This is a genomic window from Asticcacaulis sp., from assembly GCF_051954415.1.
Taxonomy (GTDB): domain Bacteria; phylum Pseudomonadota; class Alphaproteobacteria; order Caulobacterales; family Caulobacteraceae; genus Asticcacaulis.
Map to the genome: position 1 here is coordinate 1 of NZ_JBQCHT010000028.1, position 14,573 is coordinate 14,573.

The 14,573-nt window shown below is 60.1% G+C and carries 17 protein-coding genes; 2 read left to right on the forward strand and 15 right to left on the reverse strand.

The genetic code is table 11. The annotated features are described in order from the left end of the window. Nucleotides 1-145 precede the first annotated feature (145 nt). From ACTHND_RS09750 to ACTHND_RS09795, 10 genes are all read right to left on the reverse strand, one after another. Entirely contained in the window at nt 146-787 is a 642-nt protein-coding gene (locus ACTHND_RS09750; RefSeq protein ID WP_440177753.1) for a protein-L-isoaspartate(D-aspartate) O-methyltransferase, read from the reverse strand. Further along, nucleotides 784-1,575, reverse strand: a complete 792-nt coding sequence (surE, locus tag ACTHND_RS09755; RefSeq protein WP_440177754.1) for a 5'/3'-nucleotidase SurE — start codon at nt 1,573-1,575, stop codon at nt 784-786. The genes ACTHND_RS09750 and surE overlap by 4 nt, the downstream gene beginning before the upstream one ends. Nucleotides 1,576-1,784: 209 nt before the next feature. Next, nucleotides 1,785-3,224: a serine--tRNA ligase gene (gene serS, locus ACTHND_RS09760; RefSeq protein WP_440177755.1), complete on the reverse strand. Its 1,440-nt coding sequence runs from the start codon at nt 3,222-3,224 to the stop codon at nt 1,785-1,787. Between the two features lie 214 nt (nt 3,225-3,438). Next, on the reverse strand, nt 3,439-4,365 hold the full coding sequence (gene tatC / locus ACTHND_RS09765; protein ID WP_440177756.1) for a twin-arginine translocase subunit TatC: 927 nt from the start codon (nt 4,363-4,365) through the stop codon (nt 3,439-3,441). Continuing rightward, nucleotides 4,362-4,874 carry a Sec-independent protein translocase protein TatB gene (gene tatB, locus ACTHND_RS09770; RefSeq protein WP_440177757.1) on the reverse strand — a complete coding sequence of 171 codons (513 nt, stop codon included), beginning with the start codon at nt 4,872-4,874 and terminating at the stop codon, nt 4,362-4,364. The genes tatC and tatB overlap by 4 nt, the downstream gene beginning before the upstream one ends. 37 nt (nt 4,875-4,911) lie before the next feature. Then, nucleotides 4,912-5,094: a twin-arginine translocase TatA/TatE family subunit gene (locus ACTHND_RS09775; RefSeq protein ID WP_440177758.1), complete on the reverse strand. Its 183-nt coding sequence runs from the start codon at nt 5,092-5,094 to the stop codon at nt 4,912-4,914. A 131-nt stretch (nt 5,095-5,225) separates the two neighbouring features. Then, entirely contained in the window at nt 5,226-5,867 is a 642-nt protein-coding gene (scpB, locus tag ACTHND_RS09780; protein ID WP_440177759.1) for an SMC-Scp complex subunit ScpB, read from the reverse strand. Beyond that, complete coding sequence (locus ACTHND_RS09785; protein ID WP_440177760.1) at nt 5,864-6,724, reverse strand: segregation and condensation protein A; 861 nt, start codon at nt 6,722-6,724, stop codon at nt 5,864-5,866. Before ACTHND_RS09785 ends, scpB begins: the two co-directional genes overlap by 4 nt. After that, a complete protein-coding gene (gene nagZ, locus ACTHND_RS09790; RefSeq protein ID WP_440177761.1) occupies nt 6,721-7,752 on the reverse strand; it encodes a beta-N-acetylhexosaminidase in 1,032 nt (343 codons plus the stop codon). The genes ACTHND_RS09785 and nagZ overlap by 4 nt, the downstream gene beginning before the upstream one ends. Nucleotides 7,753-7,783: 31 nt before the next feature. Beyond that, the gene (locus tag ACTHND_RS09795) at nt 7,784-8,608 is read right to left on the reverse strand and encodes an SPOR domain-containing protein (protein WP_440177762.1); all 825 of its coding nucleotides are present in this window, start codon (nt 8,606-8,608) and stop codon (nt 7,784-7,786) included. 237 nt (nt 8,609-8,845) lie between these two features. Here ACTHND_RS09795 and ACTHND_RS09800 point away from each other — a divergent pair, with 237 nt between their 5' ends. Then, on the forward strand, nt 8,846-9,106 hold the full coding sequence (locus ACTHND_RS09800) for a GNAT family N-acetyltransferase (protein WP_440177763.1): 261 nt from the start codon (nt 8,846-8,848) through the stop codon (nt 9,104-9,106). Here the strand turns inward: ACTHND_RS09800 and ACTHND_RS09805 are convergent. From ACTHND_RS09805 to ACTHND_RS09815, 3 genes are all read right to left on the reverse strand, one after another. Then, entirely contained in the window at nt 9,103-10,296 is a 1,194-nt protein-coding gene (locus ACTHND_RS09805) for a GAF domain-containing sensor histidine kinase (RefSeq protein WP_440177764.1), read from the reverse strand. The two genes, ACTHND_RS09800 and ACTHND_RS09805, sit on opposite strands and share 4 nt — an antisense overlap. Nucleotides 10,297-10,387: 91 nt before the next feature. Continuing rightward, nucleotides 10,388-10,951: a TetR/AcrR family transcriptional regulator gene (locus tag ACTHND_RS09810; RefSeq protein WP_440177765.1), complete on the reverse strand. Its 564-nt coding sequence runs from the start codon at nt 10,949-10,951 to the stop codon at nt 10,388-10,390. Nucleotides 10,952-11,065: 114 nt separating this feature from the next. Beyond that, the gene (locus tag ACTHND_RS09815) at nt 11,066-11,230 is read right to left on the reverse strand and encodes a hypothetical protein (RefSeq protein WP_440177766.1); all 165 of its coding nucleotides are present in this window, start codon (nt 11,228-11,230) and stop codon (nt 11,066-11,068) included. Nucleotides 11,231-11,325: 95 nt separating this feature from the next. Between ACTHND_RS09815 and ACTHND_RS09820 the strand changes: the two genes are divergently transcribed. Next, a complete protein-coding gene (locus ACTHND_RS09820) occupies nt 11,326-12,288 on the forward strand; it encodes an MFS transporter (protein ID WP_440177767.1) in 963 nt (320 codons plus the stop codon). Here the strand turns inward: ACTHND_RS09820 and ACTHND_RS09825 are convergent. Further along, nucleotides 12,285-13,946: a pilus assembly protein TadG-related protein gene (locus ACTHND_RS09825; protein WP_440177768.1), complete on the reverse strand. Its 1,662-nt coding sequence runs from the start codon at nt 13,944-13,946 to the stop codon at nt 12,285-12,287. The two genes, ACTHND_RS09820 and ACTHND_RS09825, sit on opposite strands and share 4 nt — an antisense overlap. A 15-nt stretch (nt 13,947-13,961) precedes the next feature. Continuing rightward, complete coding sequence (locus ACTHND_RS09830) at nt 13,962-14,387, reverse strand: TadE/TadG family type IV pilus assembly protein (RefSeq protein WP_440177769.1); 426 nt, start codon at nt 14,385-14,387, stop codon at nt 13,962-13,964. Nucleotides 14,388-14,573: the final 186 nt, after the last annotated feature.

Sequence of the window (14,573 nt, forward strand, 5' to 3'; positions counted from 1 at the left end):
CGCTCCTGTTCCTGATCATGCCGTACCTGACGCCGGCCCTCACCGCGGTCGGCCAATCCGTCTGGCCGCTCGTCATCACACTGACGGTCGCCGGCTTTTCGCTGGTCGGTTTTGAATCCACGCGCCGGGCATTGGGCCTGCGTTTCTAGTTCTCTCTGGCCACGCCGGCGATCAGGGGCACGAAGCGTACCTCACCGAGGTCTTCCGTCTCGTAGCCATCCGCCGTCTTGGTGTAGCGCAGCAGGCGCTGGGTCGAGCCGCGCCCTTGCGGACCGACCATTATGCCTTTTGGCTTCAGTTGCGCCAGCAGGTGCGTAGGTTCTTCCGGCAGGGCGGCGGTGACGAGAATACGATCGAACGGCGCCTGTTCCGGCCAGCCTTCCCAGCCATCGCCGAAACGATAGATGATATTTTCCAGCATCAGGCGCTTGTGGCGGATTTCCGCCTCGACCATCAGCGAACGATAGCGCTCGATCGTGTAGACATAGCGCGCCAGGCGGCTAAGCACGGCGGTCTGGTAACCGCTGCCTGTGCCGATTTCGAGCACGCGGTGACGCCCCTCTATCTTCAGCGCCTGGGTCATCAGGGCCACGATATAGGGCTGGGAAATCGTCTGTCCACAATTGATCGGAATAGCCGAATCTTCCCACGAGCGATCGAGGAACAGTTCCGGCACGAACAGGTCGCGCGGCGTATATTCCATGGCGTGCAGGACTTTTTTGTCGGTTATGCCCTGTGCTTTCAGGGTATTGAGCAGGCGCTCCAGACGTGTCGGTTCTTCGCTCATTGGGCTGCTTCCACCTTCTTCGGCGCCACGCCGCCGAGCGTCTTCTTCAGACGGTGCAGGGTCTCGTTGTGCGTCAGGTCAAGATGCAGCGGCGTCACCGAAATGCGCTTCTCGGCGATGGCCTTTAGATCGGTGCCGTCAATCAATGATTGCTCGTAATTATGGAAATCGATCCAGTAATAGTCACGGCCGCGCGGATCGGTGCGGCGGACGGCGTGCATCTCATGCAGGTTGCGGATGCCCTGGCGGGTGACCTCGACGCCGGTCACGTCGTCAGCGGCGCAATCCGGGAAGTTGATATTCATGATGACATCGGCCGGCCAGCCCTGCCCGATCAGATTACTGATCACCGGCGCACCATAGACCTGCGCCGCCTGCCATTGCGCTTCGATATCGAGGTCGAAATCGAGGCACTGCGACAGGGCTATGGAGGGAATGCCGAGCGACATGCCCTGCAAGGCGCCAGCCACCGTGCCCGAAAGGGTGACATCCTGCGCCAGGTTGAAGCCGCGATTGACACCGGAAAGCACCAGATCGGGGGGAGAGTCCATCAGGTCGCTGACGGCGATCTGCACGCAATCGGTCGGCGTGCCGGCGGCGGCGAAGCGGCGCTCGCCCAGGCGGCGGACCCGGACCGGATCATGCAGCGATACGCCCCTGCCCTTGCCGGATTGCTCCAGCACCGGCGCACACACCCAGACATCATCGCTGAGCGCCGAAGCGATATCGTAAAGCACCTTCAGCCCGAAGGCGTCGATACCGTCATCATTGGTCAGCAGGATACGCATGGGGCTTTTGTACGGCGATTTCAGTTAGTGGCGCAACGGTGAAAGCGGCTTTCAAAGTAAGAAAGATACCCCACCACCACGCCACGAAGAATGGCGCGGTCCCCCTCCCCGACAAGTCGGGGAGGTATGATAATTAACAGTCCCCTTATACCTCCCCAGCTTGCTGGGGAGGGGGACCATTGCTTTGCAATGGTGGTGGGGTTTCTTTCTTACCCGATATGCGTCAGGCCGCCCATGTAGGGCTGGAGCACGGCGGGGATGGCGATGCGGCCACCCTCGTCCTGATAGTTCTCCATAATAGCCACGAGCGTCCGACCAACCGCCAGGCCGGAACCATTGAGCGTATGGACAAAGCGCGTGCCCTTTTCGCCGGTCTTGCGGGTGCGGGCGTCCATGCGGCGCGCCTGGAAATCCCCGCAATTTGAGCAGGACGAGATTTCGCGGTAGGTATTCTGCGACGGCAACCACACCTCGAGATCGTAGGTCTTCTTCGCGCCAAAGCCCATATCGCCGGTACACAGCAGCATGGTGCGGAACGACAGGTCTAGCTTTTTCAGGATTGTCTCGGCGCAGGTTGTCATGCGCTCGTGTTCGGCGTCGGATTGCTCCGGCGTGGTGATCGAGACCAGTTCGACCTTCTGGAACTGGTGCTGGCGGATCATGCCCTTGGTGTCGCGCCCGGCCGAACCGGCTTCGGCGCGAAAACAGTTGGTCAAGGCCGTCAGACGAAGCGGCAATTCTTCCTCAGCCGTGATGGCTTCGCGGACAAGGTTGGTCAAAGTGACTTCAGCGGTCGGGATGAGGTAATAGTCAGATGCAAACGGCCCAGCACGCAAATGCGTCTTCAACAATTCAGCATACATCTTAGCAGCGCCAGCGAAGCCAACGTTCAGAGCATCTTGGGAGTTGTCCGCGATCGATTCAGCTATTGCCCGATATTCATCCCAATCCAAGCTTGAAGTTTTGAATAAATCTTCTTCGAACTTAGGAAGCTGTCCAGTACCAAAAAGCGCATGTTCTTTGACCAAAACCGGCGGATTAACCTCGGTGTAGCCATGCTCCGTCGTTTGGACATCGAGCATAAATTGACCGATGGCACGTTCGAGACGGGCCAGTTGCCCTTTCAGTACCACAAAACGCGAACCGGACATCTTGGCCGCTGCTTCGAAATCCATCAGTGGGCCAGTTGGCCCCTTGAGCGCTTCGCCGAGATCGGCGTGATCCTTGGCCGGGAAGCTCAGGATATTGGGCGCACCGACCTTGCGCACCTCGACATTGCCGTGCTCATCGGCGCCTTCCGGCACATCCTCAAACGGGATATTCGGCAGCGAAGCCAAAAGGTTGCGCAATTCCTCACCCTTGAGGCGTTCGGTTTCCTGCGTCGTCTCGATGGTGGTCTTCAGTTCGGCCACCTCGGCCATCAGGGCTTGCGCCTTGGCCTCATCCTGCTGGGCCTTGGCCATGCCGATCTGCTTGGAGGCGTCATTGCGGCGGCTTTGCGCGGCCTGGAAAGCGGTCTGGGCGGCGCGCAGGTCGGCATCCAGCGCCAAAAGGGCATCGATATCCGACTGCGCGGTCTCGCGGCCACGCTTTTTCCAGCCATCAACAAAGGCTTGAGGATTTTCGCGGATCGCCTTGATATCGTGCATTTTATGAGCCTTGCCTGAGCATAAGTAAGCGCCCCCTCCGTCAGCGACACCGGCCCTTCGGGCCTTGCGCTGACACCTCCCCCGCTTCGCCAAGCGGCTCGCAAGGGAGGAGAAGTGGGCATGTGTGTCTATACAATGGTTTGCATCTCAGGCAAGCCCATAGACGGCATCACATACACCGTCGCATTACGGGTCAAGGGGGCTTGCCCCCTTGTTAGGCCCCTTGCGGCTTGCCTTTTCTTAATTCGATGACCTTCACGCACAGGATCGAGATTTCGTAGAGCAGCACGATCGGGATGGCCAGCATACATTGCGAGATCGGATCGGGCGGCGTCACCACGGCGGCCACCACGACAATGGCCAGGATGGCGTAGCGGCGCAGGCTTCCCAGCATCTTGGAGGTCACCAGGCCGGTCAGGCCCAGCAGGGTCAGCACCACCGGCAACTGGAAGCAAAGACCGAAGGCGATCATCAGGGTTTCGATCAGTTGCAGATATTCCGACACCTTCGGCATGAACTGCACGACCACGCCGCCGGCGCCGGTCACCTGCTGGTTCAGCGAGAACCACAGCACCATCGGCAGCATCAGGAAATAGACCATGGCCATGCCGAGGATGAACAGCACCGGCGCCGCCACCAGGAACGGCAGGAAGGCCATGCGTTCGCGGCGATAAAGGCCGGGCGCGACGAAGCGGTAGACCTGGAAGGCCAGGATCGGGAAGCTGACGATGACGCCACCAAACATGGCCAGGCGCAGATTGGTGAAGAAAACCTCCATCGGCGCCGTGGCGATCAGAGGGATTTCCTTGACATTGCCGATGGCTTTCAGCCCCAGCAACACGGAAATCAGATCGAACGGCCCACCGTGGCCATGCAGTTTCTGCTCTTCATAAAGCGCCGAAGCCACGGCCAGCGGATGGGTCAGCAGCGACAGAATGGTGTTGTGGAAGGCATAGCAGGCGATCACGCAGACCAAAAACGCCACCACCATGACGATGATGCGCTGGCGCAGTTCGATCAGGTGATCCATCAGGGGCGCACGCGACGCCTCAATATCCAGTTCGTCCTGGTCGGCCGTGATGATGTTGCGCTTGGACTTATCCTCGACCTCAGCCGGCAGGTTTATATCATCACTGCTCATTGGGCACTCTTCTTCGTGCGGGTGCGCTTGGCAGGCGTAACGGCAGGCTCAGGTACGGGCTCCACTGCGGCTTTCGGCTTGCGAACGCGCTTGGGCTTGGCCGGTGGTTCCGGCTTTTCCGCAGGCGGCAGGCCGTCCAGTTGAGAGTTGGCCAATTGAGGATTGGCCGGCTCATCCACCGCCGGCGTATAGCTGGCGGGCTTATATTCCGGCGTCGGCGCGGTCAGGCTGGAACTGATGTCGCTTTCGAGCGCCTTCATCTGGTGGCCGACATCCTCAAGCCCCAGTTTCCCGGCCCTGAGCGCATCGACCTCCTTGCGCAGGTCATCAAGTTCGCTCTGCCGCGCCATGTCCTCGAATGAGGTACGGAACTCATCCGCCATCCGCCGCATCTTGCCGACAAAGCGGCCAAGCTGGCGCAACAGTTTCGGCAGGTCTTTCGGCCCGACGACAACCAGCGCCACGACAGCAATAAGAATGAGCTCACCGCCCCCGATACCGGGCACCATGTGAAAGACTTTCTGTTAGGATTTCAGATAGATGCGATCAGGCTTTCGGCTCGTCGTCCTTCTTGGCCTTCCCATCGTCTTCATCGTCCTTCAGGCCGTTCTTGAACGCCTTGATGCCCTTGGCGGCATCGCCCATCAGGCCCGACAGCTTGCCGCCGCCGAACAGGACCAGGACCACCAGACCGATGATCAACCAGTGCCAGATGCTGAAACTACCCATACTCTAATCTCCTTTGCGAGCCCGCCCACCTATCAGATGGGAGGCCGCCCCTTTAAATGTCAGTCCGTCCGGACCAATTTATGCTCTTATAGGCGCGTTTTAACCTGTCTTGGAAGTGTTTTTGCGCAAAATCACTCTTTCTCAAAGAAGTCTTGCGCAAACTCGGTTTCTTCCATCTCCTCTAGAAGCAATGGATCTTCGGCGGTCTGTCCGCTGGCAGGATCGGGCACCATAAAGTCCGCCGGCACATTGATGTCAAGCAGGCCCGCCGCTCGCATTTCGGCCGCTCCCGGCAGATCGGCCAGGGATGGCAGGGAGAATTGCTCAAGGAAGTAGTCGGTCGTGCCGTAGGTGACCGGCCGGCCCGGCGTCCGCCTGCGCCCGCGCAGTTTGATCAGGTTCATTTCGTGCAGCACATCGAGCGTGCCGCGTGACAGGCCAACCCCGCGCACCGCTTCGATCTCGGCCCGCGTCACCGGCTGGTGGTAGGCGATGATGGCGAGCGTCTCCAGCGCGGCCTTGGAGAGCCGACGCGGCTCCTCGCGCTCCTCGACCATCAGGTAACCGAGATCGGCCGCGGTACGGAACTGCCAGCGATCATTGATGATTTCGAGCGACACGCCCCGGCCGGCGTAACGCGCGCGCAAGGAAGCCAGCGCCTTGCCGACATCGGCGCCTTCCGGCAGGCGGTAGGCGATTTCAGAGGCCGACAGCGGGCCATCAGCGGCAAACAGCAGCGCCTCGATGGCGCGTTCGACGGTTTCCGGAGTCATGATTTGTCTCCCATCAGCGCCTGTCTTTTACGCATGTACAGCGTCTCGAATGTCGCCAATTGCTGGAGTTGCAAATGACCTTCCTTGGCCAGTTCCAGAGAGGCGGAAAGGGTTGACGCCACATAGGACACCCGGCGTGGACCATCGCTGCGCACCGGCTGCGGCGCCACATCGTCAAGCGCCGTCCAGTTGCTCAGCCTGGGCAACTGCGCGCGCAGATTATCACGAGCATCTTCCAGCGAATAGGCTTCGACGCGACGAGTCGGGTCGTAATGGCGGTCCAGTTCGCGGCGGCGCTGGGTGACATAGGCGCTCATCAGGTCGAAGACATTGGCCTCGATGCGCGAGGACGGAATGATCAGCCGCGCCTCCGGATCGCCGCGGGCAAAGACATCGCGCTTTAACTGCGGCCGCGAGGTCAGGGCCTCCACAGCCTTACGTATCGCTTCCAGTTTTTGCAGACGATAGGCCAGAGACAGGGCCAGTTCTTCCGGCGCCGGTTCATTGGTCTGCTTGCGTTCGGCCTGGGGCAGCAGCAGCCGCGATTTCAGATAGGCCAGCCACGATGCCATGACGAGATAATCCGCCGCCAGGGCAAAGCGCAGGCGACGCGCTTCCTGGATGAAGGCGAGATACTGTTCAGCCAGGCGCGTGATCGAGATCTTCAGCAGGTCGACCTTCTGCTGGCGGGCCAGGGCCAGCAGGACGTGCAGCGGCCCTTCATAGCCGTCGAGTTCGAGAATCAGCGCCTCGTCATTGGCGATTTCTTCGGCGACATCCGGGGCTGGACCTTCAAAATCGAGACGCCTTTGCAGAACGTCGTGCTCCAGACCTTTCGGCGTTGTATCGCGGCTCATGATGGCATGGCCTCGGTCGGATCAGATTTGGCGCCAACATCCTGCCCCCGCGCCATCACCACATCGAAACGGGCACGCGCATCGATCACATCGAACGGTTCCGGTGTTTTCAACAGACGCTTGATAGCGGCTTTCACGCGACGCAAGCCCTCGCCTTTCAGCTTCGGCGTGACGTGCGCCACCGACTTCATCTCGGCCATCTGACCGCTGCAATGCAGGATCACATCAACGCCCGCCCGCAAGGCGGCCTTTGCGCGCTTTTCCAGAGTACCGGAAAGGGCATTCATGGACAGGTCATCAGTGATCAAAAGACCATCGAAACCAATGATATCGCGGACGATTTTTAAGCATTTTCTTGAGGTTGTCGCCGGATTGCGCTTGTCGATGGCGCGATAAAGCACATGGGCCGTCATGGCAATCGGCATGTCGGCATTGACCTGGAAGGGATAGAAGTCGACCTTGAGCAATTCATCCAGCTTCGTATCGACGCGTGGCAGATCGGTATGCGAATCAGCCCCGGCCCGTCCGTGGCCGGGAATGTGCTTGATCACCGGCAAAATGCCACCAGCGAGGAAACCTTCGCAAGCCGCGCGCCCCATGACCGCGACGGCCTGCGGCGTCATCCCGTAAGCGCGATCACCGACAATTTCATGAGCGCCAGGCTGCGGCACATCGAGCACCGGCGCGCAATCCACATTGATGCCCAGTTCGGCCAGGTCATGCGCCATCAGGCGCGCGCCGAGGCGAACCATTTCGCGCTCTTCGGAAGGATCATTGGTCACTTCGGCAAAACGCGAAGCCGGCGGATAGTCCGGCCAGTGCGGCGGCCGCAGGCGGCGCACCCGTCCGCCCTCCTGGTCGATCAGGATCAGGGCGTCATGCGCCACCAGCTTTTTCAGCGAAGTCACCAGTGCCCTCACCTGCGCCGGTGTGTCGATGTTGCGGCGAAACAGGATAAAGCCGAGCGGCTGGAGATCGCTGAAAAAGCGTTGTTCCTCGGGCGTCAGTTCGGTGCCTGCAAGTCCCAATATACACGCGGCGATACCCTTGCCCACGGCCCTACTTCACGATGCAGTCATGGCCCGACGCCTTGAGCGCCGAACAGAAGGATTTTGCCTTGTCCGCGCTCAGGCCGGTAAAGGCAGTGCGATAGAAGGTGCCGTTGGGCGTGGTGACCTTTTCAATCCGCTTGCTGGCGCCGCCGACAAACAGACCGTAGGAAGACGCCACCTTGGCATATTCGGCATTGGCGATGTCGGTCGAGGTATAGGCGCCGATCTGGACGGAGGCCGAACCGCTTGCTGCTGGCTTGGCGGCGGCAACGGGCGCCGTCACCGGCTTGGCGGCGACAGGCGCGGCCGGCTTGGCGGCAACCGGGGAAGATGCGGACGCACTGGCGCCAGGCACCGGCGTGGCGACAATACGGGCGGGGGCCGCGCTGCTGCTTATGGCGCTGGCGGTTGTTTGCGACGGCAGCGGCCCTTCGATCGGCGCGGCCGGCAGCGGCGCGATATCGACCGTCGAGGCGCTGGCCGCCGGCCGCGCGCCGGGCACTTCCGCACCGGGCGCGAAGGTTGCGATGCCGGATTCGCTCAGATCCTGGTCGCTCAGCGGCTTGGCATCCTGAACCTGGCCTTCCTTGATATCCCCAAGGGAATCACCGACTTCCGGGGCGATATTGCCATGCTTGTTAAGGGTGCCGGAATTATAGAGGATCACCACGACGAGCAGCAGAACGACCAGGCAGATGCCGCTGATGATCAGCGTGATCGGCGCCTTGTCACGCGAAGCCGGTGTCCGGCGCGATTCATAGCTCAGATTGTCCTCGGTGGGGGGCGAATAGGTGCCGCGATCCCCGAACTCTCCGCGATCCTGATCTGACATGGTGAAAATCCCCATAGGCCCGGCGATTGCACACCGGAAAAAACACAATAATAGGTCCGATTCCTTACGGGCGTCGTGTGGAATCGGGCGCGAAGATACAGACTAGCCAGCAATTTTGACAGCCCTGTGGCCAAAAATGTCCGGTCCGCCTTCGGATAATATCCCGCAGGCAATCCCATCGCCATATTGCGCCCTTACCGGCTCGCACCTATCTCTTAAGACATAAGGAGATCGATCATGGATCAGGCCGTTACTGACAATACCGGCGAAAGCCGCTTCGAGCTGAATATCGACGGTCAGGTTGCCCGTGCCGATTACCGGATATCAGGTGACACGCTCTATATCGATTACGTCGAGGCTCCGCCGGCCCTGCGCGGCACCGGCGCTGCCGGGCGACTGATGGAAGGCATCATGACAGCCGCGGCCGAAAAAGGCTATGCGGTCGAACCGGTTTGCGGTTATGCCGCCGCCTGGATGCGCCGGCATCGCAAGCTTTAGGCGGGTATTTGCATCACGAAGCGCGTCTCTTCCGATGTAGAAGTCGCTATCAGTTCGCCGCCATGGGCACGGGCGATTTCTGACGCGATGTAGAGGCCGAGCCCCAGGCCCTGTTGTGTCGATTGGCCGTGCCCGCGGACGAAGGGCTGGAACAGGCGCGTCATGATATCTGCCGGTATCTGCCGCCCGCCATTGGCGACCTGAAGTTCAAACCGCCCTGCTGCGCTTCTGGCGATGACGCGCACCGGCTCATCGGGCGCCCCATAGGTCAGGGCATTGCCCAACAGATTGGAAAAGAGCTGCGCGATACGGCCGCCATCGCAATCGACCGGTGAACGCAAATCGTAATCCACGGAAATGACCCGCTCGGGCCAGCTTGTGCGCAACTCGCTGATGACCTGCTCAAGAACGGGCTCAAGCCGTATCTCCTGGCGAATATCGAGCGCAATTCCGCTCCCCAGGCGGCCGCGGGCAAAATCGAGCACATTACCGATCAGTTCGTTCATCCGCGCGGTACAGGTCTGCATCATGGTCACCAGACGGGCACCGCGGTCATTAAGCGGCATGGCCTCAAGTAAGGTCACACCGGACATGATGGCGCCCAGGGGATTGCGCAGATCGTGCCCCAGAACGGCAATAAACTGCTCGCGCCGTTCGGCCGCCTTGCGCGCTTCAGCCAGTTCGGCCTGCGCAGCGGCCATGCAGCGTTGGCTGTCGAGGTGCTGGGCGATCAGTTCGGCAGACAATCCGAACAGGCCGATAATCTCCGGTCTGTTGACACGGGCCGCGCGGGTATCGAAGGCGCAGAGCGTGCCGAAGCAGCGGCCGTCCGCCATCATGATCGGCACGGCTATATAGCTTTTCAGGCCATAAAGCGCGGGTGTGTGAAGTGTGGTAAAATGCGGATCGTCGGCGATATCATCAAAGACGATCGGCTTGAGGCTCTGATGAATGTCATGGCAAGGCGTGGTTTCGACCTTCAGTTCCCCGCCTGGCTTCAGGCCAAAACCGATATTGTCCTGCACCGCGCAGGCTACCCAGCGTTCCGGCGTGATACGCGCGACCGTCGCAAATCCCATTCCGGTGGTGCGGCAGATCAGATCGAGTATTCGCGGCACAGCCGAAATGCCGGCAAGAGCATCAATGTCCGCCTGAAAATCGCTTATTCTCGTGATATCCAGCGTGTCCATAAACCATGCTGGTCACATATGACACGACATGGCAAACCCTGATTTCGCCAGATACGGGCAAGTATCCAATATGCGCGGTCTGAGGAAAATTTTAGCCGGAATGCGCAGAAATTGTTGTCCTGACGGTGGTCAGTATTTCATCTGAGAGCGACTCATCACTGACCGCCCGCGCCAGAACCATTGCGCCGACCAGGGTTGATAACAGGGTGATCGCTTTTTGGCGCCCCTCGCCGGCGTCGGTCAAAACCGCCAGGGCGTCGAGATAATCCGCCACCCCTTCGCTGAAAACCTGACGCACGGTGTAAGCCTGCCGGGCTATGTCGGCGGCCAGAGATGGAAACAGGCAGGCCTGCCCCGGCTCATCCCGGTTCTTCGTCGACAGATAGCGCGCCACATAGGCGTCCAGTTCCGCCTGGAAATCCCTCTTCGCCGTCTTAAGGCGTGCAGCCTGGCGTTCCAGGGAGGTCGCACAGGTCTGCGCCACCAGGTCTTCCTTGGAGTCGAAATAGGTGTAGAAACCGCCATGCGACAAACCGGCCGCCTGCATGACATCGGCCACCTTGACGCCGTCAAAGCCATACCGCCGAAACCCCTCCGAAGCGGCTTGCAGCAGTTTCTCCCGATTGGCCTCGACATTTGCTTTGGATGTTTTCATATCTTGACTATACATGATCATTATCATAAATGCAATCATGACTATTATCATGTAAAAAGAGCCCGCCATGATCTCGACCGCCCTCGCCGATCGCCTGAAGCGCCACAATATCCATTACGGCTGGGTGATGGCTGGCGTTACCTTTCTGGTCATGCTCACCACCGCCTGCGCACTCGGCGCGCCGGGCGTGCTGATGCCACCGCTGGAGAAGGAATTCGGCTGGAACACGGCGGAAATTTCCGGCGCCCTGGCTTTACGGCTGATCCTGTTCGGCGCCATCGCCCCGTTCGCGGCCGCCCTGATGCTGAAATTCGGGTTAAAAAAGGTTGTGTCATTGGCGTTGACCCTGATTTGTCGGCGGGCTTGGTCTATCCATGCTGATGACGCAGATGTGGCAACTGGTCCTTTTATGGGGGATATTTGTCGGCGTCGGTTCCGGCATGACCGCCATCGTACTGGGTGCCACCGTCGCCACACGCTGGTTCACGCACCGGCGCGGCCTGGTGATCGGCCTGCTGACCGCCAGTTCGGCCACCGGCCAACTGGCCTTCCTGCCGCTGGTCGCCAAAATATCGGAAAGCCATGGTTGGCGCGCCGCCCTGCTGCTGGTGGTCGGCCTGCTGGCCGCAGCGCTGGTTGCCGTGCTCTGCCTGCTGCGTGACCGGCCGACCGATCTCGGCCTCCTGCCCTATGGCGAAACCGAAGCTGTGCCCGTCCCGCCTCCGGCCCAGTTGTCGCCCATCGCCATGCTGAAAGAAGCCGCCCGCACGCGGACCTTCTGGATTCTGTTCGCCAGCTTCTTCGTCTGCGGCGCCTCGACCAACGGCCTGATCCAGACGCACTTCGTTTCCCTGTGCGGCGATTACGGCATGGCAGCGGTGACAGCGGCCAGTGTTCTGGCCATGATGGGCATATTCGATTTCATTGGCACCATCGGTTCCGGCTGGCTGTCCGACCGCTTCGATTCGCGCTGGCTGCTCTTCTGGTATTACGGTCTGCGCGGATTGTCCCTGCTGTACCTGCCGCACACCGACTTCACCTTTGGCGGCCTGTCGCTGTTCGCCGTATTTTATGGCCTCGACTGGATCGCCACAGTGCCGCCCACATTGAAACTGACGGCGGAGAAATTCGGCCGCGAAAAGGCCGGCGTTGTCTTCGGCTGGATCTTCGCCGGCCACCAACTGGGCGCGGCTGCCATCGCCTTCACCGCCGGCTATATCCGGACCACCTATGAAACCTATATTCCGGCCTTCCTGATCGCTGGCAGCCTGTGCCTGTTCGCTGCCTTTTTCGTGCTGCTCATCATGCGCCCGAAAACGATAACAATCGCAGCCTAAATCACCAGGGCGGCGCCTGAACAGCGCAGGCCGTTGACCTGGGCATCGACCTCACCCAGCCCGACCCCCAGTTGATCGAGCAAGGCATTGATCACCGGATCAAGCACCGGTCCCAGGCCGGCGATCAGATTGCCAAGGCTTTTCGTCACGACATCCAGGCCGATACCCAACCCCAGCACATTGGCCGTCAACTGGGTCTGGCCGGCCAGGGACGAACCGATGCTGGTCACGGCGTCGTTGGTCCGCACGGTCTTCACGGTCTGATTGCTGATATCGGCGGCGGTGAAGGTGGCGGATTGCCACGACGTGCCACCGATCTTGATCTGAGCCTGCGCCGCGACGCCACCGACCAGCGGGATTGTCACCAGTTGCGCCGGCGAAACGGCCAATGTCTTTTTAAAGTTGTTGAGGTCCGCCGTATTGATTGTGCCGATGGCAGCCTGGCCAATGCCGGGGCTTAAGGCCAGAGCCACACTGTTCAGCGTTTTGTTGGCATTGCAGGAAATGCTCGACAGCTTGCCCTGCGCCGAAGCCAGTTCGATAAAGAGCGGCACGTGGACAACGCTGACGCCATTCAGGCCCGGCACCAGAGAGGCATCAATATAAAGCCTCGCCTGCGCCGTGCGGATAACGGGTTCACCGGTGCGGGTGACCGTCAGCCAGGCCGAATGATTGGGCCGTTCGCCGATCGCCATCCAGATCTTAAGGCCCGCCAGCCCCGGCGCCTGCGCGCCCAGGTCAAGCTGTACCTGCCGGTCCTGGTTGGCAAGGGAAAGGATAGCCCTGGTCATAGTCAGGCAGTCGACCTTAATGGCGGCATCGGCCCCGCCGACAATCCGGTCCTGTTCGCCATAGGCGCCGATATCGACCAGATCACTCATCTTGATCTTTGTCGATTTGATCGGGCTGTTGGCCAGTACTTTTAGCGGTGTCCTGGCATTCGCATCCGTCTCATTGGCCAACAGGGTCAGGGCGTCGCCGACCGTTATGTCGCTGGCCAGGGATTGATCAAAGGTGGCGGCGGTCAAATTGGCGCGGCTATGCAGGGCCTGGACATAGTTGAGAAGATCGATTTTGGCACCGGCCAGGTTGTTGTAATCCATGACCGTCAGGTTCACGGTGCTCCCGGTCAGGCCGCTCAGGAGCGCATTGGCTATGCCGCCATTAACCGAGGCCAGCCGCGTACCGATGCTGAAAGCCGCCAGCCTGACCGACGAAGCCGTGGCCGTGCGCGTGATATGCGCCGTATTCTGGCCCAGCATCCGACCGAAAAACAGATCGGCATCCGCGCTCAAAGTCACCTGCGCCGCATTGGCATCGGCCACAGGTGTGACCTTAAAACGCGCTGAAGGTGTTTTACTGGCGCCGGCATCGTAAAAGCCGGTCAGTGTTTTGGCGGTGATGGTATTTCCGTGTGCGTTCGCCTGAACCACTGCCTGGGCCGCGCTGTCGGCTGCGCTCAGGTTCGCTACCGCTGACATCGCCGCCAAATCGGCCGTGCCCTGCAATTCGCGGCTTTTGACATAGACATAGCCCATATCGACGGCAAAAGCCGCCAGCGCCACCGTAATAATCATCAGCCCCGCCCCCATGATCAGAACAGACCCGCGTTTGTCACGCCCGAAGCGGGTCAGGAAATGAACATGAAATGATTTCACGGCACCCTCCCGAATTTAGTAGCCGCCGCGAACGATAGACGCTGAGCGCACTATTGTGTCCGGCATTCCCGGCGGCAGGGGAAAAAGCTCGAATGTGCCGCCGTCAGGCTTGTAGGTCAGGGTCACGGTCACAACCTGCGTGCCTTCCGTAATAGAAAGAGCTGCCGTGCCTTTCGACAGGAAGGCGTACTTGTCAGTTTCACTGTCCATGACGCCTTGCGCCAGTTCGAGCCGTTCGGCGGCCGTATTGCCGGCAATAGCGGTGCGCGCAGCGTCATTGACCATCTGCTGCACGCCATGCGCAGTCGAAAAATAACTGCCATAGTCCACAATCCCGGCCAGCATCAGAATGAACAGCGGGCTGATCAGCGCGAACTCAACCGCTGATGCGCCCGTTATATCCGAGCACCCGGCGCGAAATGAAAAGGCCCTGCGAAACATGTGTCACCATTCAAGGACGAGATAACCGCAATAGCCACTTAGAATTGCATATTTAAGTTTCTCAATTCCTAATGGTTCAAATAACGCTGTGGAGAGCGATATTCATACTGACGGCAGCCTTATGAACGACAGGCCATATCCCTACAGTCCCCTTGCAACCGAATGATTTAGCTTCTCTCCTGCAAA